The sequence below is a fragment of the Janibacter terrae NBRC 107853 genome, assembly GCF_001591405.1.
Taxonomy (GTDB): domain Bacteria; phylum Actinomycetota; class Actinomycetes; order Actinomycetales; family Dermatophilaceae; genus Janibacter; species Janibacter terrae.
The window spans coordinates 83,333-109,188 of record NZ_BCUV01000007.1; the positions used below are offsets into that span (position 1 = coordinate 83,333).

The following is a 25,856-nucleotide window of genomic DNA, read 5'->3' on the forward strand; positions in this document are numbered from 1 at the left end:
GGACGGGTCAGGAAGAGGGCTTGGTGAGCTCGCTCTCGATGACATTGGTCCAGGCGTCACCCTTCTTCTCGACCTTGCGCAGGTAGTAGGTCTGGTCCGGGCCCTGCGTGTCGGAGAAGGACCACGGGCCGCGGGGGCTGTCGACCTCACCGGTCGCCTTCAGGCCCTCGACGATCTGGTCGCCGCTGGTGCCCTTGTCGAGCGCCTTGTCCAGGACGGCGCCGGCGTCGTACGTCTGCATCGCGTAGACCGTCGGCGGCACCTTGTTGGCGGCGGTGTAGGCCTTGACGAAGGTCTTGTTCTTCGGGTTGTCCAGCTCCGAGGAGTAGTGCAGCGAGGTGAAGATGCCCTCCGCGGACTTGCCCTGCGCCGTGAGGGCGCCGCCCTCGGTGAGGAAGCCGGTGGCGTAGAAGGGGATGTCCTTGTGCAGACCGAGCTGGTCGTACTGCTTGACGAAGGTGACCGCCTCGGCGCCGGCGTAGAACGCGAAGACCGCCTTGGGCTTGGCGTTGCGGACCTTCTGCAGGTACGGCTGGAAGTTCGTCGTCTTGCCGAAGGGGGTCATCTGGGTCCCGGCGACCTTGCCGCCCGCGCCCTCGAAGGACTTCTTGAAGCTGGCGAGGAACTCCTGGCCCGCCGCGTAGTCGGGACCGACGAGGTAGACCTTGCCGTCACCGACCTCCTTGGCGACGTGGGCACCGATGGCCTCGCTGACCTCACCGTTGGAGAAGCTGGTCCGCCACACGTACGGGGAGGAGGACTTGCCGGTGATGTCGTTGGCGCCGGCGTTGGTGATGATGAGCGGCTTCTTCGCCTCGGTGAAGGAGTCGGTCAGGCCGAGCGCCACGGCGGAGTTGACGATGCCGACCACGGCGTCGACGGACTCGTCCTGGGCCAGCTTGGTGCCGGCGGGGACGCCGTCCTCGGGACCGGACCCCTCGTCGACGACGGTCAGCTCGACCTCCTTGCCGCCGAGCTTGTTGTCGTTCTCGTCGAGATAGAGGCGGAAGCCGGCCTCCATGTCCTTGCCGAGGGGCGCGTAGACGCCGGACTGCGGCACGAGGAGGGCGATCTTGACCTTGTCGTCGTCGCCGCCTTCGTCACCCCCTCCGCCGGAGAGGGCCGACCCACCGCAGGCGGTGAGGGCGAAGGTCATGGTGAGGGCCAGCGGGAGGGTACGGGTGGCGCGCATCGGGACTCCAGGGGTGCGGTCTCGTCATTGAGGGCACGACGGGTCGGTGGGATCCGACCCCGTCGTCGGTGACACCGAGAATGGTGGGGAATTGTTCTACAGTCAATAGGCGCCTCGAAACAATTTCGTAGCAAATTGGGTTAAGGTCTGCTTCACCCCGAGGAGGACGAGTGACGACCAATCTGCAGGCCCCCACCGAGGTGGGCGATCGATCGACCCCGGCAAGCGCTCGCTCGCTCCTGCTGACGATCCTCGGCGAGTTCGTCCACCCCCGCGACGGGGCGGCGTGGACGGGCACGCTCGTGTCCGCGCTCGGCGCCCTGGGCGTCGAGGAGAAGTCCGCGCGGCAGACGATCGCCCGCACGGCGAGCCAGGGGATCATCGAGTCGGAACGGCACGGCCGCCGGGTGCGGTGGCAGCTGACCGAGCACGGACGCGCCCTGCTCGCCGAGGGCACCGACCGGATCTACGGCTTCCTGCGTCGCCCGCGCGCCTGGGACGGCCAGTGGCTCGTGGTCGCCGCGGCCGTCCCCGAGTCGCAACGCAGCACGCGGCACCGGTTGCGCACCCGGATGACCTGGCTGGGCCTGGGCTGCCCGACCCCGGGGCTGTGGATCATCCCCGACGCCGACAAGGAGACCGAGGTCCAGCACACCCTCGCCGACCTCGACCTCGGCGACCGGGCCTTCGCGTGGGTCGGCCGCCGGGCCGCCGGCACCGACCCGACCGCGCTCATCGACGCGGCCTGGGACCTCGACGAGGTGCGCGCCCGCTACCGGGACTTCGCCGACGACTTCGGCGAGCGGGAGGTCGCCGGCGACGACGCGGCCTTCGTCGCGCAGGTGGAGCTCATCCAGGCCTGGCGCGCCTTCCCCTTCGTCGACCCGGACCTCCCGGCCGAGCTGCTCCCGCCGGACTGGCCCGGACCGCAGGCCGCGACCCTCTTCCACACCCGTCGGGACCGCTGGCACCGGCTCGCCCAGCGCGAGTGGGAGCGCATGGAGACCGCGGCCGGCGAACGCACCTGACCCGCCGCGGGTGGAGGTGGTCCCGAACCCCGCCACGACGAGGGCGACACGTCATGCGGTCTGGTCGCGCAACCTGTACCGCTGCACCTTGCCGGTGGCCGTGCGGGGCAGCGCGTCGATGAACTCCACCCGGCGCGGGTACTTGTAGGGAGCGATTCGGCTCTTGACGTGGTCCTGGATGGCGGCAGCCAGCTCCGGGCCGGCCTGCGCCCCGTCCCGGAGCACGACGTAGGCGACGACCAGCTGGCCCCGGCTCGGGTCGGCCTGCCCGACCACGGCGCAGTCGGAGACGTCCGGGTGCGAGAGCACCGCCTCCTCCACCTCGGGTCCGGCGATGTTGTACCCGGAGGAGATGATCATGTCGTCGTTGCGGGCCCGGTACCAGAAGTACCCCTCGTCGTCGCGGACAAAGGTGTCGCCGGTGATGTTCCAGCCGTTCTCCACGTACACCTGCTGGCGGGGATCGGCCAGGTAGCGGCACCCGGTCGGGCCCTTGACGGCGAGCCGGCCGGGGGTGCCGTCGGGGACCGTCCGGCCGTCCTCGTCGACGACCCTGGCGGTGTACCCCGGCACCTCGACACCGGTCGAGCCCGGATGGATGTCGTCGTCGGCCGCCGCGATGAAGACGTGCAGCATCTCGGTGGACCCGATGCCGTCGATGATGCGGATCCCCGTGCCTTCGTGGAAGGTCCGCCACGTCGCCTCGTCCAGGTGCTCGCCCGCGGACACGGCCCGGCGCAGCGAACCGAGCGAACCGGTGTGCCCTCCGGAGACCATCGCCCGGTAGGCCGTCGGTGCCGTGAAGCAGATCGTGACGCCGTGGGTCTCGATGTGGCCCGCCAGCTCCGCCGGGGTCGCCTTCTCCACCAGCAGCGTGCTCGCGCCGACTCTCAGGGGGAAGACCACTGCCCCACCGAGGCCGAAGGTGAAGGCGATCGGGGGTGTCCCGGTGAACCGGTCCTCGGGGGTGGGCTGCAGCACGTGGCGCGAGAAGGTGTCGGCGATCGCCAGCACGTCGCGGTGGAAGTGCATCGTGGCCTTCGGCCGGCCGGTTGTCCCGGAGGTGAAGGCCAGCAGGGCGACGTCGTCGGCAGCGGTGACCACGTCGTCGTGCTCGGTGGATGCCTCGGCGATCCTCTGGCACAGGTCGTCGGCCGACGACCCGCCGTAGGCGACGACGGGCGCCGAAGTCCCCGCCGCCTGCAGCTCGTCGAGGAACCGGTGGTCGCACAGTGACAGGTCGATCCGAGCGATCTCGTCCACGGCGGCGAGCTCTCCCGCGCGCAGCAACGGCATCGTGGCGACGACGACACCGCCGGCCTTGAGGACGCCGAACCAGCAGGCCACCGTCCACGGGTTGTTCGGGCCGCGCAGCAGCACCCGGTTGCCGGGCACGAGACCGAGATCCTCGACCAGCAGGTTCGCGATCCGGTTGGCCGTGGTGCGCAGCTCCTCGTAGGACCACTCCTCACCATCGGGGCTGAGCAGGCACGGACGGTCCCCACCGTGCTCTCGGATGACGTCGTCCAGCAGGGCGGTGGCGCAGTTCAACCGATCGGGGTAGCTGGTGTCGGGTCCGAGCACGATCTCGGGCCAGTCGGCAGGATCGGGCAGGTTGTCGCGGCAGAAGGTGTCGGTGTGGGCCGACGGGGACAGCGTCTCCGGGGACGGGGTCATTGACGTGGGCACGGGGTCTCCTCACTCGCAGGGACGTGGCGAGATGCGTGTGGCTGCGCGACGGGAGGTCACGGTCGCCACCTGCGGTGGGCGGTCGCCGGACCGCCCTGCCTGACGAGCTCCAGACGGGGCTTCGGTCCGTCGGAGCGTCCGGTCTGCGGCTTGCGGCGGCCGGCCCGCCACGGGTCCGGCCAGCTCGCCCCCGGGCCGTCGTAGTCCTGCTCGACGGCCGCATGCAGGGTCCAGCTGGGGTCGTAGAGGTGCGCTCGGCCGATGGCGCACAGGTCGGTCCGCCCGGCCAGCACGAGCGAGTTGACGTCGTCCCACGACGAGATCACCCCGACGGCGATGGTGGGGATGTCCACTCGGTTGCGGATCGCGTCGGCGTAGGGGGTCTGGTACGAGCGGCCGAAGGCCGGCTTCTCAGCGGAGGTGACCTGGCCGGTGGAGACATCGATGGCTGCGGCGCCGGCGGCGGAGAAGGCCTCGGCAACGGCGATCGTGTCCTCGGTCGAGATCCCACCCTCGACCCAGTCGGTCGCCGAGATCCGCACCGTCATCGGCCGGTCCTCGGGCCATGTCTCGCGCATGGCGGTGAAGACCTCGAGGGGGAAGCGCAGCCGGCCGTGGACGTCGCCGCCGTACTCGTCGGTGCGCCGGTTGGTGTACGGCGACAGGAAACCGGAGAGCAGGTAGCCGTGCGCACAGTGCAGCTCCAGCAGATCGAAGCCGGCCTCGGCCCCGCGCCGGGCCGCCGAGACGAACTGCTGGCGGATCTCGTCCATACCCGCTCGGTCGAGCTCGCGCGGGACCTGGTTGCGGTCCGGGTCGTAGGCGAGCGGGGAGGCCGCGACGACGTCCCAGTTGCCGACGTCCAGCGGCTCGTCGATCCCTTCCCACATCAGCTTCGTCGACCCCTTGGCCCCCGAGTGCCCGAGCTGCAGGCCCACCTTCGTCGGCGTCTCTGCGTGGACGAAGTCGGTGATCCGGCGCCACCGGGCAGCCTGCGCGTCAGTCCACAAGCCGGTGCAGCCGGGGGTGATCCGCCCCTCCGGGGACACGCAGACCATCTCGGTCATGACCAGTCCCGCACCACCGAGCGCCTTGCCGGTGAGGTGCGCGAAGTGGAAGTCCGTCGGCATCCCGTCGACGGCCTTGTACATGTCCATCGGTGAGACGACGACGCGGTTGGGCAGCTCGAGCTCGCCCTTGCCCGGCCCGCCGAGCACGAAGGGCTGGAACATCGGCGGCCGGTGGTCCCCGCAGCCGTGGCCGCGCCGCTGCTCGTGCTCGGCGAACCACTCGTCCAGCCGCTGGACGAACTCCGGGTCACGCACCCGAAGGTTGTCGTGGGTGACCCGGCGGCTGCGGGTGAGGATGTTGAACGCGAACTGCAGCGGCTCCTGGTGGGTGTACTGCCCGAGGTTCTCGAACCACTCCAGGCTCGCCTGCGCTGCTCGTTGGGTCGACTGCACCACCGGCTTGCGCTCCGCCTCGTACGCCGTCAGGGCCGCGTCGAGGTCGGTCTGCTCGTGCAGGCAGGCCGCGAGGGCGAGCGCGTCCTCCATCGCCAGCTTGGTGCCGGACCCGATGGAGAAGTGAGCGGTGTGGGCGGCATCGCCGAGCAGGACGATGTTGCGATGGCGCCACTGCTCGTTGCGGATCGTGGTGAAGGTGATCCACTTGGAGTTGTTGGACATGACCTGATGACCCTCGAGCTCCTCGGCGAAGAGCTCGCGCACCCGTTCGATCGAGGCCAGGTCGGACTCGCCCGGCCCGAAGTCGCCGTGGCTGAACCCCGCCCGCTCCCACACCCGCGAGTTCATCTCCACGATGAACGTGCTGCCGGTGGCGTCGAAGGGGTAGCCGTGGATCTGCATCACCCCGTGGGGTGTCTGGCGGATGTAGAACTTGAAGGCGTCGAAGACCTTGTCGGTCGCCAACCACATGTACTTGCAGTCCCGCACGTCCCGTGACGGGCCGAACGTGTCCGAGTAACGTTCCCGGATCGGCGAGTTGAGTCCGTCGGCGGCCACCACGAGGTCGTGGGTGCGCGACAGCTCCTCGACGTCGGGGGCCGCGGTCTCGAAGTGGACGGCGACACCGACCGCGGCTGCGCGCGCCTGCATGATCTGCAGCAGCCGCTTGCGGGAGAGCGCCGCGAAGCCGTGCCCACCACTGGTGATGACCTCGTCGCGGTAGTGGACGTCGATGTCGTCCCAGAGCGCGAACTCGGCCTTCATCGCCTCGTGGATCGCCGGGTCGGCGTGCTCGATGCCACCCAGCGTCTCGTCGGAGAAGACCACGCCGAACCCGAAGGTGTCATCGGCGGCATTGCGCTCCCAGACGGTGATCTCGTGGTCCGGCCCCAGCTGCTTGGCCAGCAGGGCGAAGTAGAGCCCACCCGGCCCGCCACCGACGACAGCGATGCGCATGCGATGTCCCTTCGTGTGATCGGACTCAGTGTATTGGAACGTTGACGGTCGTTGTCAATGCGTTATAGCGTCGCCGTCATGACGTCTTTCGGTCTGACTGCTGATCAGCACGAGTACGCCGACCGCGTTCGCGACCTCGCGCGCACCCACTTCTCCGGCCGCGACCTCCGGCAGAGCCACGAGCCGGGCGAGCAGGGACATGTGGACCGACGACTGCTCCGCCGGCTCGGTGACCTCGGCCTCCTCCGCGGTCTCTTCGGAGGCGAGCCGGAGGAAGCCCCGCACGATGCGGCAGCGATGCAGCTGTGCGTCTTGCGCGAGACCCTCGCCGGCGTGGACACCGCGGCCGAGACCGCCCTCGCCCTGCAGGGGCTCGGCAGCTACCCGATCCTCCAGTCCGGCGCCCGCGAGACGGCCGAGCGTTGGCTCCCCGGTGTCATCACCGGCGAGGTGGTGGCCGGATTCGCCCTCTCCGAGCCGGGCGCAGGGTCCGATGCCGCGGCCCTTGCGCTGCGCGCCCAGCCGGATGGCGACGGCTGGCGGCTGTTCGGGGAGAAGACCTGGATCTCCAACGCGCCAGAGGCCGACGTCTACACCGTCTTCGCCCGGACCACCTCCGATGCAGGCGCCAGGGGGGTCACCGCCTTCGCGGTGTCGGGCGACGCCGAAGGTCTCGGGGGCGAGCACCTCGACCTGCTGACACCCCACGCGATCGGTCGGCTCACCTTCGACGGTGTCCGGGTGGAGCGTGCGGACGTGCTGGGCGAGGTCGACGCGGGCTTCCGGGTAGCCATGCGCACCCTCGACCTCTTCCGCCCGAGCGTCGGCGCCTTCGCCGTCGGCATGGCCCAGGCAGCGCTGGAGAGCGCAGTCCGCTGGTCGATCGAGCGTGAGGTCCACGGCGGCCCGCTGCACGAGCAGCAGGCGGTGTCCCACGCACTCGCTGAGATGGCCACGCAGGTCCAGGCCTCGCGACTGCTGGTCCGCGCGGCGGCCTCCGCCTACGACTCAGGGGCCCCCGCCGCGGATGTCACCAAGGCGGCCGCCATGGCCAAGCTGTACGCCACCGAATCCGCTCAGCGGGTCGTCGACCAGGCAGTGCAGCTGCACGGTGCCCGCGCCCTGCAGCGAGGCCATCTGCTGGAGCACCTCTACCGCGAGGTCCGCGCGCCCCGGATCTACGAAGGCGCCTCGGAGGTCCAACGCACCATCATCGGCCGAGCTCTCGTCCGAGAGGCTCGGACCACCCACACCGACGAGCGCCCATGAGGAGCACGCGATGACCCGATTCCGCGCATCAGCCGAGTTCACCCAGGAGTGGCGACACTTCCGCTTCGAGGTCGCCGACGGCGTCGCCACCGTGACCCTCGACCGTCCGGAGAAGATGAATGCGCTGACCTTCGAGAGCTACGCCGACCTGCGCGACCTGCTCCACGAGCTGCCCACCCGTGAGGACGTGTCGGTACTCGTCATCCGTGGCGAAGGGAGGGGCTTCTGCGGCGGCGGGGACGTCAACGAGATCATCGGCGAGCTCATCCAGATGGACGCCCGTGACCTGATCGGGTTCACGCGGATGACCGGCGACGTCATCAGGGCCATGCGAGAGTGCCCGATCCCGATCGTCGTCGGCGTCCAGGGCATCGCCGCCGGAGCGGGTGCGGTGCTGGCACTGGCCGCCGACTTCCGAGTCGTGGCCCGGTCGGGCAAGTTCGCCTTCCTGTTCACCAAGGTCGGACTCTCCGGAGGAGACATGGGCGCCGCCTACCTGCTCCCCCGGATCGTGGGCGCGGGCCGCGCCACCGAGCTGCTCATGCTGGGCGAGACCATCGATGCCGAGACCGCAGACCGGTACGGACTGGTCAGCCGGCTGGTCGAGGACCCCGAGCTCGACGACGCGGTCCAGGACCTGTCCCGACGCCTGGCCGACGGTCCGACGTTGGCCTACGCCGAGACCAAGTCGCTGATCACCCGGGAGCTCGACATGAGCCTCGCTGCGGCCGTCGAGCTCGATGCCTCGACGCAGGCACTGCTGATGACCACCCAGGACCACACCGAGTTCCACGCCGCCTTCAACGCACGTCGCCCCCCGCAGTGGACGGGACGCTGATGAGCGACGGCGCAGTCGAGACCACCACCAGGCCGCTCAGCGGCCGGGTCGCCCTGGTCACCGGGGCCAGCACGGGGATCGGCCTCGCGGCTGCCCAGCGGCTCTCTCGCGACGGGATGCGGGTCGCGCTGCTCGCCCGGAGCGAAGCAGCCCTGACCCACGCCGCGGCCACCCTGCCCGGGGAATCGCTGGTCCTGCCCACCGACGTCACCGACAGCGAGCAGCTGGACGCGGCCTACCGGACCGTCGAGCAGACCTGGGGGCCGGTGGAGGTACTGGTGCTCAGCGCCGGCAACGGCATCGGCGCCCCCTTGGCCGAGACCACCGAAGAGGACTGGCAGCGCATGCTCGACCTGAACCTCACCGCACCGTTCCGGTGCCTGCGGCGAGCGCTGCCCGGCATGCTCGAGCGCGGGTGGGGCCGGGTCGTCGTGGTCGCCTCGATCGCAGCCAAGGTCGGCGACAAGCAGGTCGCGGCCTACACCGCCAGCAAGCACGGTGTCCTCGGCCTCGTCCGGTCGGCCGCGGCCGAGCTCGCCAGCACCGGGGTGACGGTCAATGCGGTGTGCCCCGGCTACGTCGACACCCCGATGACCGACCAGTCGGTGGCCGACATCGCCGAGCGGAGCGCCCGGTCCCAGGAGGAGGTCCGGCGGCTGCTGGAGCGCAAGCAGCCGATCAGGCGGCTGGTGACGGCCCAGGAAGTCGCCGACGTCGTGGCGCTCTGCGTGGCCAACGGCGCGATCAACGCCCAAGGCATCAACGTCGACGGAGGAGCAGTCCAGTCATGAGTCCCGAGCGGATCAACCCATCCCACCTCGCGCCGGCCGCGGGGTTCTCCCACGCGGTCCGCGTGACCGGTGGGGCCACGGTCCACCTCGCCGGCCAGACCGCGCTCGACGCGGACGGGATGATCGTCGGCGACGACGTCGTGGAGCAGTTCGAGCGGGCCCTGACCAACCTCCTCGCCGCCCTGGAGGCCGCTGGCGGGACACCTGAGCACCTCGTGTCGATGACCGTCTACATCGTCGACATGGACGACTACAAGGCACGATCCCGTGACATCGGTCGGGTGTGGAAGCGTCTCGTGGGAGCCCACTACCCCGCGATGGCTGGCATCGGTGTGGCCCGACTCTGGGATGTCGAGGCGCTCGTGGAGGTGCAGGGCGTGGCCCAGCTGCCCGACCGATCCGGTGAGTAGGGGCTGGTGCAGGTGACGCGCACCCTCGGGACGAGTCCCCCACGCGCCCTGATCTTCACCCTCTACGGTCTCTACGCCCGAGAGACCGGCGGCTGGCTGAGCGTCCGGTCGTTGATCCAGCTGCTCGGTGAGGTGGGCGTCGACGGCCAGGCAGTCCGCTCGGCAGTCTCACGGCTGAAGCAGCGCGGCCTCCTGGTCCCCGAGAAGTGGGACGGTCTCGCGGGCTACACACTCTCCGAGCGGGCCCGCGACGTGTTGCTCGAAGGGGACCGGCGCATCTTCGCTCGGCCGCGAGCCGAGGGCGACCACCAGTGGCTCCTCGCAGTCTTCAGCGTGCCCGAGTCCGAGCGCGACCAGCGACACAAGCTGCGCAGCCTGCTGACCCAGCTGGGGTTCGGCACCGTCTCGGCAGGCGCGTGGATCGCGCCGGCTCACGTCGAGGGTCTCACCCGCGAGACCCTCGACGAGGCCGGCCTGGCGGAGTACCTCGACCTCTTCCGGTCCGAGCACCTGGGCTTCCGCCCGTTGCCCGAGCAGGTGGCTCGCTGGTGGGACCTGGAGACCTTGGACCTGATGCACTCGGAGATCGTGGGGACGTACCGATCGACCCTGGATGCGTGGAGGGATTCGACCCAGGACGACGCCACGGCCTTCGTCGACTACGTCGGGCTGCTCACCAGCTGGCGCAGACTCCCGTACCTCGATCCGGGACTTCCGAGAGACCTGCTACCCGATGACTGGCGTGGGGTCGAAGCCGCCGACATCTTCTTCGAGCTGCGCGACCGGATAGCGCTGCCCGCTCGCCGACATGCCGCGACGAAGGCTCCCGAGGTGACCTTCGACCCGCAGGTGCGCGGGTGATCGACACCTGCGCTCGTACTGCGCCGTCTCAGTAGCGGTGCTTCTCCACGTCGACGTAGTCGCCGCTCTCCTCCTCACCCTGCGAACGCGAGTCGGCCGGCGGCGCCGTCGTGGCCGGCACGGACCGTGGCGCGGCCGTGGCCTCCTCCTCCACGGCACCGACCCGCTTGCGCAGCGACGCGTCGCCCTCGTTGCCGCGGTAGCCGCGGACGAGGAGCCAGTCGTGCACGTCGTCGCGCTGCGGGTGGGCGTCGGGGACGGTGTTGTAGACGTAGTTGATCCCGCGCGAGCGGGCCTCCTGCTCGAGGTGCTCCATGACCCAGGAGCCGACGCCCTGCCCCTGGCGTGCGGCGTCGACGGCCAGGGTGATCTCGGCGTCACCGCCCCACGTGGTGTCCAGGACGCCCAGGCCGACGACCTCGGCGCCGTCCCGGGCGACGAACCAGTCGCCCGGGAGCTCGGCCCCGTCCGCGAAGTCGAGGACGAGGGCACCGTCCGGGGCGGAGGCGGCGATGCGCGCCTTGTCCGCGTCCCAGACGGGTCGGGCCTCGTGCTCCCAGGTCAGAGAGGTCACGACAGGCCTTCCTCGCGCAGTCCCTGCTCGTAGAGGTGGACGTAGTCGTACTCGACCGGCTGGCCGTTGATGCCCGTCGGGGGCTCGGCGATCCAGCTGGCGAACTTGCCGAGCTCGTACTCCGGGACCATGAGGGCGGCGACCTTGGCGCGGTCCTCCTCGCTCGGGATCCACTCGTCCTTGCGGGCCTCCCACGTCGCGTCGTCCAGGACCTCGCCGTCGGGGCTCACGTGGTGACCGGCGTAGACGCCGACCTGGCGGTGGAAGCCCTCGTGCGGCAGATACAGGCGCTCGTCCAGACCGGCGTCCTCGAGCGCCTGGTTCCACCGGTTGACGCCGTTGGCGCAGTCGGCGACGTACTCGTCGCGCAGGTCGAGGTTGAGCGCCGAGATCATCGGGACCGTCTTGGTGCGGATCTCGCCGTCCTCGACGTAGGACATCTCCCGCTCGCCGTCGAGCAGCGTGTGGTCGTCCTTGCGGCGGGTCTCCTGCCAGCGGCCCTTGAGGCCGGAGGTGTAGTAGTTGCCCGCGTTGGTCGACTGCTCCGACCCGAAGAGGTCCATGGAGACGGAGAACTGGAAGTTCAGGTACTTCTGGATGACGCTCAGCGGGATGACGCCGTGCTCCCACACGTCGTCGGTGCCGTGCTTGGCCATCTCCTCGGCGGTGCGCTCCACCGTGCGCTGCACGCCGGTGGTGCCGACGAACATGTGGTGGGCCTCCTCCTTGAGCATGAACTCGCAGGTGCGGGCCAGCGGGTCGAAGCCGCTCTCCTTGAGGGTGCCGAGCTGGTACTTGCCGTCCCGGTCGGTGAAGTACGTGAACATGAAGAACTGCAGCCAGTCGGTGGTCTCCTCGTTGAAGGCACCGAGGATGCGCGGGTTGTCGTAGTCACCCGAGTTGCGCTTGAGGAGCTGCTCGGCCTCCTCGCGTCCCTCACGACCGAAGTACGCGTGGAGCAGGTAGACCATCGCCCAGAGGTGACGGCCCTCCTCGACGTTGACCTGGAAGAGGTTGCGCATGTCGTAGATCGAGGGCGCCGTGTTGGCGAGGACCCGCTGCTGCTCGACGGAGGCCGGCTCGGTGTCGCCCTGGATGACGATGAGGCGCATCAGGTCGGCCCGGTACTCACCGGGGACCTCCTGCCAGGCCTTCTCCCCCTTGTGCTTGCCGAAGTTGACCGTGCGGTCCGGGTCGCCCTCGGCGAGGAAGATGCCCCACCGGTACTCCTCCATCGGCACGTGCTCGAAGTGCGCCCAGCCGTCGCGGCCGACCGCGACCGCGGTGCGCAGGTAGACGTCCTTGGTCGGCAGCTCGGGGCCGAGGTTGCGCCACCAGTCGAGGAACTTCGGCTGCCAGCCCTCGAGCGCGCGCTGCAGGCGACGGTTGTCGTTGAGGTTGACGTTGTTGGGGATCCGCTGGCTGTAGTCGATCGGGCTCGTCGGCCCCGAGGGGTCGGGAGCGGAGCCGATGCGGTCGTCGGTGGTCGTCATGCCATCTCCTTGGGTCGCGTCACTGCGAGGTCACTTATGTTCTACAGGCTATCTGTCGGTACGACAAGAGTTTGTCGAACGTTTTTCGCCGAGCGGGGGACGAAGGGGGTCCCCCGCGCCTCAGCCGAGCCGGCCCAGGACGGCCGGGCTGCCCTGCACGGCGGTGCGCTGCAGGTGGGCGTGGACGGCGCGCAGGCCGCCCTCCTCCTGGCCGCCGCCGGCGCGGCCGGGACCGCCGTGGACGAGCTGCGGCATGGGCGTGCCGTGGCCGGTGGACTCCGGGGCGCTGTCGCGGTCGAGCACCAGGACGCGGCCGTGGAAGGGGGCCGCACCGGTGACCACCTGGGTCACGAAGTCGGCGTCGGCCGACACGACGGAGCCGGCGAGGCTCCCTTCGCCCCGGGCGAGCAGCGCGACGGCGTGCTCGGGGTCGCGGTAACCCATGAGCGCGCTGACCGGGCCGAAGGCCTCGACCTCGTGCGGCTCGCTGCGGTCGGCGTCGTCCACCCGCACGAGGACGGGCGACATGAAGGCCCCCCGCTCGGCGTCGGCGCCGATGACGTCGACGCGGTCGACGTCGCCGAAGACGACGGTGCCGGCCCCGGCGATGCGACGGGCGGCATCGCGCACGTCGTCACGCTGGGCGGTGCCAACGAGCGCGCCCATCCGGACGCCCTCTGCACCGGGCGCACCGATGCCGATGCCGCCCAGCCGCTGCGCGACGGCCTCCGCGACGGCGTCGACCCGCTCGGCGGGGACGAGGGCGCGGCGGATGGCCGTGCACTTCTGCCCCGCCTTGACCGTCATCTCGGTGACGAGCGCCTTGACGAAGAGGTCGAACTCCGGCTCGCCCGGCGCCGCGTCGGGGCCGAGGACGGAGGCGTTGAGGCTGTCGGCCTCGGCGTTGAAGTGCGCGGAGCGACGCGTCACCGCGGCATCCGCGCGCAGGCTCGCGGCCGTGTCGGCGGAGCCGGTGAAGCCGATGTGGTCCTGGCCGCCGAGCTCGTCGAAGAGCCCGGGGATCGAGCCGGCGACGACCTGCAGCGCCCCCTCGGGCAGCGCCCCGGACTCGACCATCATCCGCACCGCCTCGACGGCGATGTAGGCCGTCGGCGTCGCGGGCTTGACGATCGTCGGCACGCCGGCGAGGAGTGCGGGCGCCAGCTTCTCGAGCATGCCCCACACCGGGAAGTTGAAGGCGTTGATCTGCAGCGAGATCCCGTGCGGGCTCGTCAGCACGTGCCGCCCGCCGAAGACGCCCTCCTTGCCGAGCTGGATGAAGTCGTCCTCGACGATGACGGTGCCCTCCGGCAGCCCCTTGCGGCCCAGCGAGGAGTAGACCATCGCGGTACCGATGCCGCCGTCGACGTCGACGGCCGCGTCGCGGGTCGTGCAGCCGGCGCGGGCGGACAGCTCGTAGAGCCGGTCCTTGCCCTCCTGCACCGCGGCCGCGGCGGCCTTGAGCGCGGCGGCCCGCTCGTGGAAGGTCATCGCACGCAGGGCGGGACCCCCCTTCGTCCTGGCGTGGGCCACGGCGGCGCCGAGGTCGATGCCCTCGCTCGTCACCCGGGTGACGGTCTCGCCGGTCACGGCGTCACGGACCTCGCGGCCCTCACCGCTGCCGGCGACCCATCGGCCGGCGACATAGCTCTGCAGGGTCTCGCTCATGCTGTCTGCTCCTTGGGGTCGTTCCAGTCGTAGAAGCCGCGTCCGGTCTTGCGGCCGTGGTGGCCCTGCTCGACGAGGTCGATGAGCAGCTGCGGCGGGGCGAATCGGGGACCGAGCTCGCGCTCGAGGTAGCGGGCGATGCCCAGACGCACGTCGAGGCCGACGAGGTCGGTGAGGCGAAGGGGGCCCATCGGGTGGCCGTAGCCGAGCGACATGGCCGCGTCGATGTCCTCCGCCGACGCGACGCCGGCCTCGAGCATGCGGATCGCCTCGAGGCCGATCGCGACACCGAGACGGCTGCTGGCGAAACCCGGCGAGTCCGCGACGACGACCGGCGTCTTGCCCAGGCCCTCGCGCACCCACTCGACCGCCCGCTCGCGCCAGACCTCGTCGGTCGCCGTCGCGATGACGATCTCGACGAGACGGCTCGCGGGCACGGGGTTGAAGAAGTGCAGCCCGAGGAGTCGCTCGGGGTGGCGCAGGGAGGTCGCCAGCGCGTCGAGCGAGATGCTCGAGGTGTTGGTGGCCAGCGCCGCGTCGTCGGCGATGACCGCCTCGACGCGCTGGAGGGTGTCGCGCTTGAGCTGCTCGTCCTCGGGGACGGCCTCGATGACGAGGCCGCATCCGGCGAGGTCGGCGGCATCGGTCGTCGTCGTGAGGCGCCCCATGGGCTCGGCCGCGTCGGCGATCTTGCCCCGCTCGACGCTCTTGTCGCAGGAGCGCTGGACCCGCGCCACCGCCCCCTGCGCCGCCGCGTCGTCGCGCTCGAGCAGGACGACCTCGCTGCCGGCGAGCAGCAGCCCGTGGACGATGCCGGCGCCCATCTGGCCACCGCCCACCACCCCGGTCCGGTCGGGGATGTGTCCGTCGGTCATGCCAGGCCTCCCGTGGCGTCGATGATGTCGCCGGTGATCCACCCGGCGTCCGGGGAGAGCAGGAGCGCGATCGCCCCCGCGATGTCCTCGGGGGTGCCGAGACGGCGCATCGCGTTGCTCGCGGCCATCGCGTCGATGGCCTTGTCGCTCGTGATCGAGCGCAGGTACTCGGTGTCGGTGGCGCCGGGGCGCACGACGTTGACCGTCACCCCGCGCCCGGCGACCTCCTTCGCGGCGACCCGGCTCGCGGCCTCGAGCCCCGCCTTGGCCGCGGCGTAGGTGCTCTGCCGTGCCGGGGCGACCCGGGCGGCGGCACTGGAGACCATGACGATGCGTCCGCCGTCGGCCACCCGGGCGGTCGCCTCGCGCAGGACGAGGAGGGCGGAGACGAGGTTGAGGGAGAGCGAGGCGTCGATCTGCTCGCGGGTCAGCTCGGTGATCCGCGGGTAGTCCCAGCCGCCGACGCAGTCGACGACGACGGTGAGCTCACCACGCTCCTGCGCCGCGTCGAAGGCCGCGACCACATCCTCCTCGGTCGTCGCATCCGCTGCGATCGAGCGCACCCGCTCCCCCAGCTCCGCGACGAGCGCGTCCGCGCGCTCGGGGTGGCCGTGGTGGGTGATCGTCACGTCGTGGTCGGCCGCGAGGCGGCGGGTCACGGCGGCGCCGATCCCGCCGGCTCCGCCCAGCACCAGGGCAGTGGTCATCGTCGACTCCCTTCGTCGTCGACCAACATGCCACACATCGATGTCGCGACGCTAGTAGTCGTGTAGAACTTCCGCCGGCGAAGGGGGTCGCGCCCCGTCCCCTTCGTCCTGCGTCGCGCGTGGTGAGACGATGTCCCGATGAGCGAGGAGCAGCAGCAGGCAGAGAACCGCAAGCGGCCGACGACGGACGAGTTCCGGGCCTTCGTCGCCGAGGACTGGGCGCCGCGCTTGCAGGACCGGACCGGGCTGACCGAGGCCGCCACCCGCGCAGCCGTGCGTCGCGAGGCCGTCTCCGCCGCCCACCGCGGCGAGCGCCTCGTCATCCCCGCGGGCGGGCTCAAGGTCCGCAGCAACGACAGCGACTACGTCTTCCGGCCGCACTCCGCCTTCGCCCACCTCACCGGGCTGGGTGCCGACCGCGAGCCCGACGCGGTCCTCGTCATGGAGCCCCTCGGGGGGCCCGACGACGACGCCGGCCACGAGTCGGTCCTCTACTTCCGTCCGCTCGCGCCCCGCGACTCCGACGAGTTCTTCGCCGACAGCCGCTACGGCGAGTTCTGGGTCGGCGCGCGCCCCTCGATCGAGGACGTCGAGGACGAGCTCGGCCTCACCGGCCGCCACGTCGACCAGCTCGAGGACGCCGTCGGCAAGGACGCGGGGCAGGTCACCGTGCGCCTCGTCCGCGACGCCGACCGCGACCTGACCGCCCGCCTCGACACCGTGCGCACCCAGGGCGGTGCGGAGCAGGAGACGCTCGCCGAGGGCGACGCCGCCCTCGCGCACGCGCTGTCGCACCTGCGCATGGTCAAGGACGACTGGGAGATCGAGCAGATGCAGGCCGCGGTCGACGCGACCCGCGTCGGCTTCGAGGCCGTGATCCGGGAGCTGCCGACGCTCGCCGAGCGGGGGCGCGGGGAGCGCTGGGTCGAGGGGATGTTCGGCCTGCACGCCCGCCACCAGGGTAACGGGGTCGGCTACGACTCGATCTGCGCCGCCGGTGACCACGCCAACACGCTCCACTGGATCAAGAACGACGGCGACGTCCGGGACGGCGACCTCCTGCTCCTCGATGCCGGCGTCGAGATGGACTCGCTCTTCACCGCCGACATCACCCGCACGCTGCCGGTGAGCGGCACCTTCACCGACGCCCAGCGCGAGATCCACGAGGCCGTCGTCGCGGCCCAGGCGGCCGGCATCGCGGCGGTCCGGCCCGGCGCGAAGTTCTCCGACATCCACGCCGCGTCCATCCGCGTCATCGCCGAGCACCTGCACGCGTGGGGCCTGCTCCCCGAGGGTGTCTCCGTCGAGGACACCCTCGACACCGAGCACGGCCAGTACCACCGCCGGTGGATGGTCCACGGCACGAGCCACCACCTCGGCATCGACGTCCACGACTGCGCGCTCGCCACCCGCGAGGAGTACTCGGACGCCGAGCTGCTGCCCGGCATGGTGCTGACCGTCGAGCCCGGCCTGTACTTCAAGGCCGACGACCTCAAGGTCCCCGAGCGCTTCCGCGGCATCGGCGTGCGCCTCGAGGACGATGTCGTCGTCACGCCGGACGGCCACCTGAACCTCTCCGGTGGCTGGCCGCACGCCGCCGACGAGATCGAGGCCTGGATCAAGGACGTCCAGGCCCGCTGAGTGGTGTGGCCGGGCCAACAGCCGGACCGGCCGTCGCGGCCCGGGACGAAGGGGGAGGATGACCGCAGCATCCCCCTTCGTCGACCGAAAGGCCCCGATCATGTCCACCAAGACGGTCCCCGGCAACTACTTCGAGGACTTCTCGATCGGTCAGCAGATCCGGCACGCCACGCCGCGGACGGTGACCGACGGCGACATCGCGCTGTACGTAGGTCTCTACGGCTCGCGCTTCGCGGCGACGAGCGCGTCGACCTTCGCGAAGTCGATGGGCTTCGAGCGGATGCCCGTGGACAGCCTGCTCGCCTTCCACCTCGTCTTCGGCAAGTCTGTCCCCGACATCTCGCTCAACGCCGTGGCCAACCTCGGCTACGCGGGCGGGCGCTTCGGGGCGCCGCTGCACGTCGGTGACACGGTGACGACGACCTCGACGGTCATCGGGCTCAAGGAGAACTCGAACGGCAGGACGGGCGTCGTCTACGTCAACTCCGTCGGCGTCAATCAGCACGACGAGATGGTCGTCGACTACGTCCGCTGGGTCATGGTCCACAAGCAGGACCCGTCCTCCCCCGCCCCCGAGGCCGTCGTCCCCGACCTGCCGGGTGCGGTCGCGGCGGAGGACCTGCTCGTCCCCTTCGACCTCACCGGGCGGGACTACGACGTCGAGCTGGCGGGCTCCCCCTTCCTCTGGGACGACTACGAGGTGGGTGAGCGGATCGACCACATCGACGGCATGACCATCGAGGAGTCGGACCACATGCTCGCCACGCGGCTGTACCAGAACACCGCGAAGGTCCACTTCAACCAGCACGCCCAGTCCTCGTCCAGGATCGGGCGCCGGCTCATCTACGGGGGCCACATCATCAGCCTCGCCCGCGGCCTGTCCTTCAACGGCCTGGCCAACGGGCAGATGATCGCCGCCATCAACGCCGGCGCGCACGCCAACCCGACCTTCGCCGGCGACACGGTCTACGCCTGGTCCGAGGTCCTCGAGCGCATCGAGATCCCCGGCCGCACCGACGTCGCCGCGCTGCGCCTGCGCACCGTCGCGACCAAGGACACCCCGTGCGCGGACTTCCCGTACAAGGGTGAGGACGGCAAATACCTGCCCGAGGTCGTGCTCGACCTCGACTACACGGTGCTCATGCCGCGTCGCTGAGCCCGGTCTCAGTCGATGTCGACGCCGAGGATCGTCGCCAGCTCTGGAGTCAGCTGCGCCCGAAGGGAGTCCGAGTTGAGCTGCGTACGGCAGCGCGGCCGGACCCACACCATGTGGTCGGGACCGGAGTCGTAGCGCAGCAGGAGCTGGCGCTCGTCGCCACCGAAGCCACAGCTGCCGTTCCAGGCCGAGATGGGTCGGCCCTTCGAGTCGTGGGTGGCGCGCACCGGGGCCGCTCGGAGCGCCTCGACGAGTGCGTCGACGTCGTCGATCTCTTCGTGCCGCTCGTCCTGTCCCACCGACCAGCAGACCGTCGCCTCGACCGGGTCGCCCGGGACCAGCTGGTCGGCCTGGCCGCGCCGCAGGGCGGTCGGCGCCTCGCAGGCCGAGCCACGCAGGCCCGGCCATGCCCGATCGCGATACGCCTGGGCAAGCTCGTGGCCCACGTGGTCGAAGACCTCGACACCGTTCGTCGTGTCGCGGAACGCGTACCCACAGGTGTTGTCCTCCCCCGCCGCGATCCATGCGTGACCGTCCGGGTAGTCGAGGCGGGCGAGGTAGGGCGTGGAAGCCGACCCGATCAGGCATCCTCCACGTTGGACGTCCTCCAAGGAGGCCACCTCACGCAGGTCAGCGACGAGGGCATCGAGATCGTGGTCGAGGGTTCGCGTACCTTCCAGGGCCGACGTCGTCTGTCGGCCGAAGCGCACCTTGTCGTACCGGCACACCGTCACCGCGACAACCTCGCCGTCCGGGACGAGCGCTCCCGGATCGACCTTTGACGATGTCGGCGCGCCCAGCCCACCGCCCCTGCGCTGCGGCGCCTTCTGCGGGCACGCCGGCCGGTCGAGCTCCGTCGCCGGAGCGGTCGACGCCCCGCCGGTCCCGGCGACGGCCGCCCAGCCCAAGGGCACCGCGACGGCGACGGCAGCGGCGGCGGCCACACCCACCAGGCGCTGGCGCCGACGGCGCTGCACGCGCGCCCGCACCCCGGCGAAGGAGACCGGCTCGTCGCGGTGGGCGGACCCCCCTTCGCCCCATCGGTGCAGCTGCTCCTCCAGCTCGTGCTCGCTCATCGCGCGACCTCCTCGTCGTCGTGGGCCGGTCGTCCCTCGTCGTCGAGGAGCAGGCGCAGCGCGGCCAGGCCCTTGGCCGACTGGCTCTTGACGGTGCCGGACGCGATCCCGCACAGGGCCGCGACCTCGTCGACGGAGCGGTCCTCGACGTAGCGAAGCACGACGACCTGGCGCTGCCCGACCGGCAGGAGCTGCAGCGCTCGACCCAGCAGGTCCCGGTCGGCGACGGCCTCCTCGCCGCCGAGCGAACCCGCGTCCGGGAGGACCTCGGTCGGCACCTCGCCGCGCCATCGGCGCTGCCACCACGACGCCTGCAGCCGCACCATCGTCGTGCGCACGTAGGCCTCGGGCGAACGGTCGCGGATCTGCTCCCACTTCGGCCAGCACCGCGCCAGCGCCGCCTGGACGAGGTCGTGGGCCAGGTGCTCGTCGCCGGTGAGACGACGCGCCGTGCGCAGCAGCGAGGGCGAGCTCGCCTCGACGAACTCGCGCAGACCCTCTGGCTCGCGCACGTCGGTCACCTCCTCCACGAGGTATACCGGTTGGGCCGGCGGTTCGGTTGCCGCGGTCGCACCACCGGATGCGCGGCGCAGCCCAGGTCCGGTCCACAGACCCCGCGATCGCAGGTTCTTGTCCACACGGCGTGTCAGTCTCGTGTGATGCACATCATCGAACGTATGATCGAGTCATGTCAGTGGGGGACGTGCAGTACCGCGATCGGGGCCTCGTGACGGGCCTGCGGGACGCGGTGCGCGCGCTGCTGTACACGGATGAGTCCACGGCCTGGCAGGCCGCTGACGGGCAGATCGCGGACGCGTTGTCGGCGATCGGGCAGGCGCGTCAGTTGCTGGAGTCGGCCGAGGTCGCGCTGGTCGCCGAGGGCATCTGCCGGGGCCTGCCGGGCGAGTCGTCGTGGTCGGCGCACGACTGGGTCGGGGTCAGCGAAGGGCGCCGCGCGCCCCGCCCCTCGACCCAGCACGTCGCGCAGGTGGTGCGGGTGGCATCGGCAGGCCCGGCCACGCAGGAGGTGCGGGCCGCGGTCTCCGAGGGTCGTCTGCCGTTGGGCAAGGCCGACCAGCTGGTGCGCTTCCACGAGTCGGTGCGCCGGGTCGCCGACCCGGTCCTCCTCGAGGAGGACCTGGGGATCCTGCTGGGGGTCGCCCGTGACGAGGTCGTGACCTCCGGCCCCGGAGGGCGGGTCACCGACCGGGTCGGCGGGTTGGACGAGAAGAAGCTCGCGGCCGCGATCACCCAGACCGGGCGGATGCTGCGCCCGGAGCAGGACCTGGACGACGAGGACGCCGCAGCCAAGGCCTCCCGCTCGTTGACCAAGGCCCCCGGCCCGTGCGGGATGACCCGCTACCGCGTCGACCTCGACCCCGAGGGCGCCGCCATCGTCGACGCCGCGCTGGCCGCGTTGGCCGCACCCGTCAAAGGGCCCGACGGCGCCCCGGACGAGCGGACCCCTGCCCGGCGCCGCGCCGACGCGCTGCTGTCGATCATCAGCCGCGGCGTCGCCGCCCCCGAAGGCGTCCCACGGGCCGACAAGGCCCAGATCCTGGTGACCATCAGCCTCCACGCCCTCGCCAGTGCGGTCACCGACGGTTGCTGCGTCGCCTGCGGGCAGGACCTGCCCGGCCACGCCCCCGACGCCACCGGCCGGGCCTTCGGAGTCCCGACCAGCGCGTTCGACCCTCCCAGCGGGGGGGCACGCCGGCGGCCTGACCGCCACCGGGCAGGTCCTCACCCCCACCACCGTCCGCAAGCTCGCCTGCACCGCCGGGATCATCCCCGCGATCCTGGGCACCGACCACGAACCCCTCGAGCTCGGCCGCACCACCCGACTGTTCACCCCCGGCCAACGCAAAGCGTTGTGGCTGCGCGACGGCGGCTGCACCTACCCCGGCTGCACCATGCCCCCGCAATGGACCGACGCCCACCACATCACCCACTGGGCACGAGGCGGGGCCACCGACCTGTCCAACGCCGCCCTCCTCTGCGAACGCCACCACACCCACGTCCACCAACACGACCTCACCGCCACCACCACCCCCCGCGGCGTCACCTGGCACACCTAGCGACCACGCGCTGTCCTGAGGTGCGACGAAGGAGCCTCGAAGGGCTCCGGACCCGGCCCCCACAGGCCGGGCCACAGGCACGCCGCCTTCCGCCCAGACGGTCATCTGCCCCACCTCACGGGTGCGTGGTCGCGGTCTCCAGCAGCGCGGCGAGCCCGGGGGTCGCCGTCGCCACGAGGTCACCATTGCCCACCTCGTCGCGGTCGCACCCGATGCTCGCCCGGATCACCACGTCGGCGCCGCGGCCGTACCGCAGCACGAGGTCGTACTGCCGTGAGCCCTCGCCACAGGCAGGGACCTCGCCCGAGGCAGGTCGGGTGTCGAGCGTGGCGAGCTCCGTCAGCAGCTGCCCCCGCAGCCCGCTCTGGACGCCGAAGGTCCCGGCCGCCTCGTCGTCAGACCGACAGATCGCCACCCGGCTCGGCGTCCCGGGGACGAGCGCGGTCCGCCCTTCGTCCCGACCGTCCGCGATGGGCTCGCCGCACACCCGGCGGCGTCCGTGCGTGGGGTGCACCCAGGCCCGCTCGTCGACCGCCTCCGCAACGAGGTGCCCGATCCCGCCCCTGCCGCGGAAGCTGCCGTTGGAGGCCGGGATGCACCCGTTGGGCTCGTCGGTCACGGAGACCCACACGGCGGTCTCGTCGTACTCGAGACCGACGAGCTGCCGGGTGACGTCGCCGCCGGCGTCGGTGCACCCTTCCGCGTCCTCCGCGTGGACCGACGAGAGGTCCGTGGCCACCTGGGCGAGCCCGTCCTGCACCTCCCACGTGCTCGTCAGCGGGTTGGGCGCCGGGGTGATGTCGCTGTTGGGGCCGGCTGCGTAGCTGCAGACCAGGACCCGGGTCGGCGTGCGGCGCGGGGCCAGCGTGTCGTGGGGGTCGAAGCCCGACGGGCCGTGGACCCTCGGCAGGTCCGGGTCACCCGTGCGTCCGAGCAGCCCCGTCCACCCGCTCGGCACGTGCTCATCGCCCGTGTACGCCGCCGGGCACGTGAGCGGCACGGGCGATGGGTCCCCTCGCGACCCGGCCGGGACGACGACGGCCAGCCCCGCGGCGATCACGGCGCCGAGCCGCAGCGCCCCCCCGGTCCCCATCCCGTTCATCGCGTCACCCCCTCCCACCGGCCGGACCTCCAAGCCGCCAGCAGGTCGGTGCCGCAGCCCCGTGTCCGGACCCGGGCGACCGCACCCGCCCACACGACACCTCGCACGGTCGCTCCCTTCGTCATGGTCCTCGGACGCAGCGCGGGGAGCACGGGTTCCGCTACCTCGGGTAGACCTCGAGCAGGAGGGCATGCTCGACCGCGGGGTCGGCCACGGCCTGGCCACCACCGCCGAGGATGCGGCCGAGCAGCTCGGGCGGCTTGGGGAACTCGTCGGGCAGCGCCGAGTTGTAGAGACGGTGCTCCTCGAGGGACTCGATCGCGTCGTCGAGGTGGCCGGTGACGTCGACGTAGTGGGTGGGCCGCTGGCTGCCGCCGATCGCGAGCATCTTGACGTTCCACGGCTCGAGCCCGTCGGCGACGAGCTCGGGGAAGATCCAGCGGTTGCCGGCATCGGCGACGGCGTCGACGGTCGCGAGACCGACCGCGCGGTGGTCGGCCTGGTTGAGGAACCCGCCGGCGAAGGCGATGTCGAAGGTCGTGCCGATGACGAGGTCGGGCCGGGCGCGCCGGATCGCCGCGGCGATGTCGCGGCGCAGCGGCAGACCGTACTCGACAACCCCGTCCTGGTGGTCGCCGAACTCGACCTGCTCGACGCCGACGACCGCGGCGCCCGCGCGCTCCTCGTCGGCGCGCGCGGGGGCGGCGTCGACCGGGTCCATGGTGTCGATGCCCGCCTCACCGCGGGTCAGGAGGAAGTAGCGCACCCGCTTGCCCGCCGCCGTCCACCTGGCGACCGCGGCGGCGGTGCCGTACTCGATGTCGTCGGGATGCGCGACGACGCACAGGACGGAGTCGAAGGTGTCTTCGTCGAGGACGGCCAGTTCGGGCTGCGTGCTCATGGCACTGACGCTAACGGGTCAGGCCACCGGGTCGGTACCCCCGCGCTGCTGCTGCCGCTCGTGCTCGGCGCGCGCCTGCTCCTGGTTGCGGCGCAGCCGCTCCTGCGCGGCGCGCATCGGGTCCAGCTTCGTCATCAGCTCGCGGCCCGCCTGCACGTGCTTGTGCTCGGTCAGCACCTCGTACCGGGAGGCGACGACCTGGCTGACCGAGGTGAAGTCCCGCTGGCCACCTGTCGAGCGGTACCCCAGCCACGCCCACACGGCCCCGAAGACGGCGCCCATGGCCATCGTCGAGATCATGCGCACGAGGAGGCCTTCGCCCCCTTCGAACATCGCGAAGATCAGGCCGACGAAGACACCGATCCAGATGCCGGAGAGGACGCCGCCGAGCACGACCTTGCCCGATGTGAGCCGCCCGCGCACGCGCTCGACCTGCTTCAGGTCGGTGCCGACGATCATGACGTCCTGCACCGGGAACTCGTTGTCGGCCAGGTAGTCGACGGCCCGCTGCGCCTCGCGGTAGCTGTCGTACGTCCCCAGCGACATCGGGTAGTCGAGGCCGAGCTGGTTCTCGAGGAGGGCGGACATCTGCGGCTGGGTGCTCATGCCCCGATTGTCCCACCCCGGCGCGCGGCGGCATAATGGCCCACGACGGGACGAAGGGGGTCTGGCAGGGTGTCGAGACATGACCGGCCCGCAGCTGCTGCCCGCGACGACCCGACGACTGGACCGGATCACCGCCGTCCGCCAGGCCCGTGGGCGGATCCCCTCGCTCGTCACCGCCGTCGTCCGCGACGGCGCGCTCGTGCACGCCTGTGCGAGAGGCGGCTTCGCTCCCGACGTCGACCCGATGCAGGTGCAGTACCGCATCGGGTCGATCACCAAGACCTTCGTCGCGGTCGCCGTGATGCGGCTGCGCGACGCCGGTCGGCTCCGCCTGGACGATCCGGTCGGCGACCACGTGCCGGGGACCCCCTTCGCCGACCGGAGCATCGCCGCGCTGCTCACGCACACGGGAGGCATCGCTGCCGAACCTGCGGGCGCCTGGTGGGAGCGCTCCCCCGGCACCGACCGCGAGGGCTTGCGCGCAGCGATGGCCGGTGCGGCGCAGGAGCGGCCCGGGCGCTTCGTGCACTACTCCAACCTCGGCTTCGCGGTGCTCGGGGAGCTCGTCGAGCGGCTCACCGGTCGCGCGTGGCACGAGGTCGTCGCGGACGAGGTCCTCGCCCCGCTCGGCATGACCCGCACGGGGGCGGCCCCCGTGACGCCCTCCGCCACCGGGTACGCCGTCCACCCGCACGCCGACGTGCTCCTGAGCGAGGCCGTGCAGGACACCCGCGCGATGGGGCCGGCCGGCCAGCTCTGGTCGACGGTGCCCGACCTCGGCCGCTGGGCGGCCTTCGTCGCCGGCGACACCGGCGACGTCATATCGGCCGACTCGCTCGAGGAGATGTGCGAGCCGATCGCCCTGGCGACCGGGCCGGGCGACGGGAGGTCGCCAAGGGTCTCGGCTTCGAGACCTGGCGCGAGCGGGGGCGTCGGCTCGTCGGCCACGGCGGGTCGATGCCCGGCTTCCAGGCCGGCGTGCGCGTGCACCGGGAGACCCGCACCGGCCACGTCCTGCTGATGAACTGCACGACCCCCACCGCCGTGACCGACGTCGAGGACCCCTTCGACGTGCTCGACGCGTGCGAGCCCGTCCTGCCGGACGTCTGGACCCCGCAGGCGTCCGTCCCGGCCGACCTGCTCGCCCTCACCGGCACATGGTTCTGGGGCACCTCCGAGGGCACCCTGCGGGTGCTGCCGGACGGCAGGCTCCGGCTCGACCACGTCTCCGGGATGCTGCCGACGAGCGGCTTCCGCCCGGCGGGCGAGGACACGTGGGTCGGGCTGGCGGACTACTTCCGCGGGGAGACGATGCGCGTGGTGCGCGACGCGCAGGGCGACCCGACCCACCTCGACATCGGCACCTGGGTCCTCACCCGGCGCCCGTACGAGCCCGGCGCCGTCATCCCCGGAGGGATGGACGCGGGCGGCTGGCCGATCGCCTGAGACGCGTCACGGCCGGCCACCCCGAGGGGTGA

24 protein-coding genes and 2 pseudogenes are annotated in these 25,856 nt (G+C 71.5%); 13 read left to right on the top strand and 13 right to left on the bottom strand.

Translation table 11 applies throughout. The features are described 5' to 3' along the window. Window positions 1–7: 7 nt before the first annotated feature. Entirely contained in the window at window positions 8–1,192 is a 1,185-nt protein-coding gene (locus tag JT1_RS09875) for an ABC transporter substrate-binding protein (RefSeq protein ID WP_068325674.1), read from the bottom strand. A gap of 170 nt (window positions 1,193–1,362) precedes the next feature. Between JT1_RS09875 and JT1_RS09880 the strand changes: the two genes are divergently transcribed. Further along, a complete protein-coding gene (locus tag JT1_RS09880) occupies window positions 1,363–2,220 on the top strand; it encodes a PaaX family transcriptional regulator (protein ID WP_211596776.1) in 858 nt (285 codons plus the stop codon). Between the two features lie 51 nt (window positions 2,221–2,271). Here JT1_RS09880 and JT1_RS09885 read toward each other — a convergent pair whose 3' ends face one another. Together JT1_RS09885 and JT1_RS09890 are read right to left on the bottom strand one after the other, a co-directional pair. Continuing rightward, window positions 2,272–3,909, bottom strand: a complete 1,638-nt coding sequence (locus JT1_RS09885) for an AMP-binding protein (protein WP_255218302.1) — start codon at window positions 3,907–3,909, stop codon at window positions 2,272–2,274. 56 nt (window positions 3,910–3,965) lie between these two features. Further along, complete coding sequence (locus JT1_RS09890; RefSeq protein ID WP_068325678.1) at window positions 3,966–6,332, bottom strand: bifunctional salicylyl-CoA 5-hydroxylase/oxidoreductase; 2,367 nt, start codon at window positions 6,330–6,332, stop codon at window positions 3,966–3,968. 78 nt (window positions 6,333–6,410) lie between these two features. On the opposite strand from JT1_RS09890, the gene JT1_RS09895 reads away from it, so the two are divergent. The 5 genes from JT1_RS09895 to JT1_RS09915 are packed head-to-tail and all read left to right on the top strand — an operon-like array spanning window position 6,411 to window position 10,501. Next, window positions 6,411–7,601, top strand: a complete 1,191-nt coding sequence (locus JT1_RS09895) for an acyl-CoA dehydrogenase family protein (protein ID WP_068325680.1) — start codon at window positions 6,411–6,413, stop codon at window positions 7,599–7,601. A 10-nt stretch (window positions 7,602–7,611) separates the two neighbouring features. Further along, window positions 7,612–8,439, top strand: coding sequence for an enoyl-CoA hydratase family protein (locus JT1_RS09900; protein WP_068325682.1), 828 nt, complete (start codon window positions 7,612–7,614; stop codon window positions 8,437–8,439). After that, on the top strand, window positions 8,439–9,230 hold the full coding sequence (locus JT1_RS09905) for an SDR family NAD(P)-dependent oxidoreductase (RefSeq protein ID WP_068329006.1): 792 nt from the start codon (window positions 8,439–8,441) through the stop codon (window positions 9,228–9,230). The genes JT1_RS09900 and JT1_RS09905 overlap by 1 nt, the downstream gene beginning before the upstream one ends. Continuing rightward, complete coding sequence (locus JT1_RS09910) at window positions 9,227–9,640, top strand: RidA family protein (RefSeq protein WP_068325684.1); 414 nt, start codon at window positions 9,227–9,229, stop codon at window positions 9,638–9,640. The genes JT1_RS09905 and JT1_RS09910 overlap by 4 nt, the downstream gene beginning before the upstream one ends. 12 nt (window positions 9,641–9,652) lie before the next feature. Continuing rightward, the gene (locus tag JT1_RS09915) at window positions 9,653–10,501 is read left to right on the top strand and encodes a PaaX family transcriptional regulator (protein ID WP_218005580.1); all 849 of its coding nucleotides are present in this window, start codon (window positions 9,653–9,655) and stop codon (window positions 10,499–10,501) included. Window positions 10,502–10,529: 28 nt separating this feature from the next. Here JT1_RS09915 and JT1_RS09920 read toward each other — a convergent pair whose 3' ends face one another. The 5 genes from JT1_RS09920 to JT1_RS09940 all read right to left on the bottom strand — a co-directional run bounded on the left by JT1_RS09920 (window position 10,530) and on the right by JT1_RS09940 (window position 15,818). Beyond that, window positions 10,530–11,075 (bottom strand): GNAT family N-acetyltransferase, encoded by a 546-nt coding sequence (locus tag JT1_RS09920; protein WP_068325688.1) that lies wholly within the window; start codon window positions 11,073–11,075, stop codon window positions 10,530–10,532. Further along, a complete protein-coding gene (boxB, locus tag JT1_RS09925) occupies window positions 11,072–12,568 on the bottom strand; it encodes a benzoyl-CoA 2,3-epoxidase subunit BoxB (RefSeq protein ID WP_068325690.1) in 1,497 nt (498 codons plus the stop codon). The genes JT1_RS09920 and boxB overlap by 4 nt, the downstream gene beginning before the upstream one ends. Before the next feature lie 120 nt (window positions 12,569–12,688). Beyond that, a complete protein-coding gene (gene paaZ, locus JT1_RS09930) occupies window positions 12,689–14,236 on the bottom strand; it encodes a phenylacetic acid degradation bifunctional protein PaaZ (RefSeq protein WP_068325692.1) in 1,548 nt (515 codons plus the stop codon). Further along, a complete protein-coding gene (locus JT1_RS09935) occupies window positions 14,233–15,111 on the bottom strand; it encodes a 3-hydroxyacyl-CoA dehydrogenase family protein (RefSeq protein WP_068325694.1) in 879 nt (292 codons plus the stop codon). Before JT1_RS09935 ends, paaZ begins: the two co-directional genes overlap by 4 nt. Beyond that, on the bottom strand, window positions 15,108–15,818 hold the full coding sequence (locus JT1_RS09940; RefSeq protein WP_068325696.1) for an SDR family oxidoreductase: 711 nt from the start codon (window positions 15,816–15,818) through the stop codon (window positions 15,108–15,110). Before JT1_RS09940 ends, JT1_RS09935 begins: the two co-directional genes overlap by 4 nt. A gap of 138 nt (window positions 15,819–15,956) precedes the next feature. On the opposite strand from JT1_RS09940, the gene JT1_RS09945 reads away from it, so the two are divergent. Together JT1_RS09945 and JT1_RS09950 are read left to right on the top strand one after the other, a co-directional pair. Beyond that, a complete protein-coding gene (locus JT1_RS09945; protein WP_068325698.1) occupies window positions 15,957–17,459 on the top strand; it encodes an aminopeptidase P family protein in 1,503 nt (500 codons plus the stop codon). Between the two features lie 58 nt (window positions 17,460–17,517). Continuing rightward, window positions 17,518–18,615, top strand: coding sequence for a MaoC family dehydratase (locus tag JT1_RS09950; RefSeq protein ID WP_255218303.1), 1,098 nt, complete (start codon window positions 17,518–17,520; stop codon window positions 18,613–18,615). Between the two features lie 8 nt (window positions 18,616–18,623). Here JT1_RS09950 and JT1_RS09955 read toward each other — a convergent pair whose 3' ends face one another. Further along, window positions 18,624–19,691: a hypothetical protein gene (locus tag JT1_RS09955; protein WP_068325700.1), complete on the bottom strand. Its 1,068-nt coding sequence runs from the start codon at window positions 19,689–19,691 to the stop codon at window positions 18,624–18,626. Beyond that, window positions 19,688–20,203, bottom strand: a complete 516-nt coding sequence (locus JT1_RS09960; protein WP_068329011.1) for a SigE family RNA polymerase sigma factor — start codon at window positions 20,201–20,203, stop codon at window positions 19,688–19,690. The genes JT1_RS09955 and JT1_RS09960 overlap by 4 nt, the downstream gene beginning before the upstream one ends. Before the next feature lie 752 nt (window positions 20,204–20,955). Between JT1_RS09960 and JT1_RS19155 the strand changes: the two are divergent. The 3 genes and pseudogenes from JT1_RS19155 to JT1_RS18935 form a co-directional block, all read left to right on the top strand. Beyond that, a pseudogene (locus JT1_RS19155) lies at window positions 20,956–21,216 on the top strand (DUF222 domain-containing protein); the annotation flags it as partial. 64 nt (window positions 21,217–21,280) lie between these two features. Then, window positions 21,281–21,565 (top strand): annotated as a pseudogene (locus JT1_RS18930) (DUF222 domain-containing protein); the annotation flags it as partial. 39 nt (window positions 21,566–21,604) lie between these two features. Further along, on the top strand, window positions 21,605–21,769 hold the full coding sequence (locus JT1_RS18935; RefSeq protein WP_255218343.1) for an HNH endonuclease: 165 nt from the start codon (window positions 21,605–21,607) through the stop codon (window positions 21,767–21,769). 115 nt (window positions 21,770–21,884) lie between these two features. On the opposite strand, the gene JT1_RS09975 is transcribed toward JT1_RS18935, so the two are convergent. The 3 genes from JT1_RS09975 to JT1_RS09985 all read right to left on the bottom strand — a co-directional run bounded on the left by JT1_RS09975 (window position 21,885) and on the right by JT1_RS09985 (window position 24,378). Beyond that, on the bottom strand, window positions 21,885–22,871 hold the full coding sequence (locus JT1_RS09975) for a hypothetical protein (RefSeq protein ID WP_068325707.1): 987 nt from the start codon (window positions 22,869–22,871) through the stop codon (window positions 21,885–21,887). A gap of 160 nt (window positions 22,872–23,031) precedes the next feature. Then, on the bottom strand, window positions 23,032–23,772 hold the full coding sequence (locus JT1_RS09980; protein ID WP_068325709.1) for a PIG-L deacetylase family protein: 741 nt from the start codon (window positions 23,770–23,772) through the stop codon (window positions 23,032–23,034). Window positions 23,773–23,790: 18 nt separating this feature from the next. Beyond that, entirely contained in the window at window positions 23,791–24,378 is a 588-nt protein-coding gene (locus tag JT1_RS09985; protein ID WP_068325711.1) for a YflT domain-containing protein, read from the bottom strand. A 79-nt stretch (window positions 24,379–24,457) separates the two neighbouring features. On the opposite strand from JT1_RS09985, the gene JT1_RS09990 reads away from it, so the two are divergent. Both JT1_RS09990 and JT1_RS18700 read left to right on the top strand, forming a co-directional pair. Continuing rightward, on the top strand, window positions 24,458–25,399 hold the full coding sequence (locus tag JT1_RS09990) for a serine hydrolase domain-containing protein (RefSeq protein ID WP_218005581.1): 942 nt from the start codon (window positions 24,458–24,460) through the stop codon (window positions 25,397–25,399). Then, window positions 25,336–25,824, top strand: coding sequence for a DUF7586 domain-containing protein (locus JT1_RS18700; RefSeq protein ID WP_218005582.1), 489 nt, complete (start codon window positions 25,336–25,338; stop codon window positions 25,822–25,824). The genes JT1_RS09990 and JT1_RS18700 overlap by 64 nt, the downstream gene beginning before the upstream one ends. The last annotated feature ends 32 nt before the right edge of the window (window positions 25,825–25,856 follow it).

What these genes read in the sequence shown, in the direction of transcription:
- JT1_RS09875 (WP_068325674.1), bottom strand. Translation starts at nt 1,192, where the DNA reads ATGCGCGCCACCCGTACCCTCCCGCTGGCCCTCACCATGACCTTCGCC.
- JT1_RS09890 (WP_068325678.1), bottom strand. Translation starts at nt 6,332, where the DNA reads ATGCGCATCGCTGTCGTCGGTGGCGGGCCGGGTGGGCTCTACTTCGCC.
- JT1_RS09895 (WP_068325680.1), top strand. Translation starts at nt 6,411, where the DNA reads ATGACGTCTTTCGGTCTGACTGCTGATCAGCACGAGTACGCCGACCGC.
- JT1_RS09900 (WP_068325682.1), top strand. Translation starts at nt 7,612, where the DNA reads ATGACCCGATTCCGCGCATCAGCCGAGTTCACCCAGGAGTGGCGACAC.
- JT1_RS09905 (WP_068329006.1), top strand. Translation starts at nt 8,439, where the DNA reads ATGAGCGACGGCGCAGTCGAGACCACCACCAGGCCGCTCAGCGGCCGG.
- JT1_RS09910 (WP_068325684.1), top strand. Translation starts at nt 9,227, where the DNA reads ATGAGTCCCGAGCGGATCAACCCATCCCACCTCGCGCCGGCCGCGGGG.
- boxB (WP_068325690.1), bottom strand. Translation starts at nt 12,568, where the DNA reads ATGACGACCACCGACGACCGCATCGGCTCCGCTCCCGACCCCTCGGGG.
- paaZ (WP_068325692.1), bottom strand. Translation starts at nt 14,236, where the DNA reads ATGAGCGAGACCCTGCAGAGCTATGTCGCCGGCCGATGGGTCGCCGGC.
- JT1_RS09935 (WP_068325694.1), bottom strand. Translation starts at nt 15,111, where the DNA reads ATGACCGACGGACACATCCCCGACCGGACCGGGGTGGTGGGCGGTGGC.
- JT1_RS09940 (WP_068325696.1), bottom strand. Translation starts at nt 15,818, where the DNA reads ATGACCACTGCCCTGGTGCTGGGCGGAGCCGGCGGGATCGGCGCCGCC.
- JT1_RS09945 (WP_068325698.1), top strand. Translation starts at nt 15,957, where the DNA reads ATGAGCGAGGAGCAGCAGCAGGCAGAGAACCGCAAGCGGCCGACGACG.
- JT1_RS09950 (WP_255218303.1), top strand. Translation starts at nt 17,518, where the DNA reads ATGACCGCAGCATCCCCCTTCGTCGACCGAAAGGCCCCGATCATGTCC.
- JT1_RS09955 (WP_068325700.1), bottom strand. Translation starts at nt 19,691, where the DNA reads ATGAGCGAGCACGAGCTGGAGGAGCAGCTGCACCGATGGGGCGAAGGG.
- JT1_RS18935 (WP_255218343.1), top strand. Translation starts at nt 21,605, where the DNA reads ATGCCCCCGCAATGGACCGACGCCCACCACATCACCCACTGGGCACGA.
- JT1_RS09975 (WP_068325707.1), bottom strand. Translation starts at nt 22,871, where the DNA reads ATGAACGGGATGGGGACCGGGGGGGCGCTGCGGCTCGGCGCCGTGATC.
- JT1_RS09980 (WP_068325709.1), bottom strand. Translation starts at nt 23,772, where the DNA reads ATGAGCACGCAGCCCGAACTGGCCGTCCTCGACGAAGACACCTTCGAC.
- JT1_RS09985 (WP_068325711.1), bottom strand. Translation starts at nt 24,378, where the DNA reads ATGAGCACCCAGCCGCAGATGTCCGCCCTCCTCGAGAACCAGCTCGGC.
- JT1_RS09990 (WP_218005581.1), top strand. Translation starts at nt 24,458, where the DNA reads ATGACCGGCCCGCAGCTGCTGCCCGCGACGACCCGACGACTGGACCGG.
- JT1_RS18700 (WP_218005582.1), top strand. Translation starts at nt 25,336, where the DNA reads ATGCCCGGCTTCCAGGCCGGCGTGCGCGTGCACCGGGAGACCCGCACC.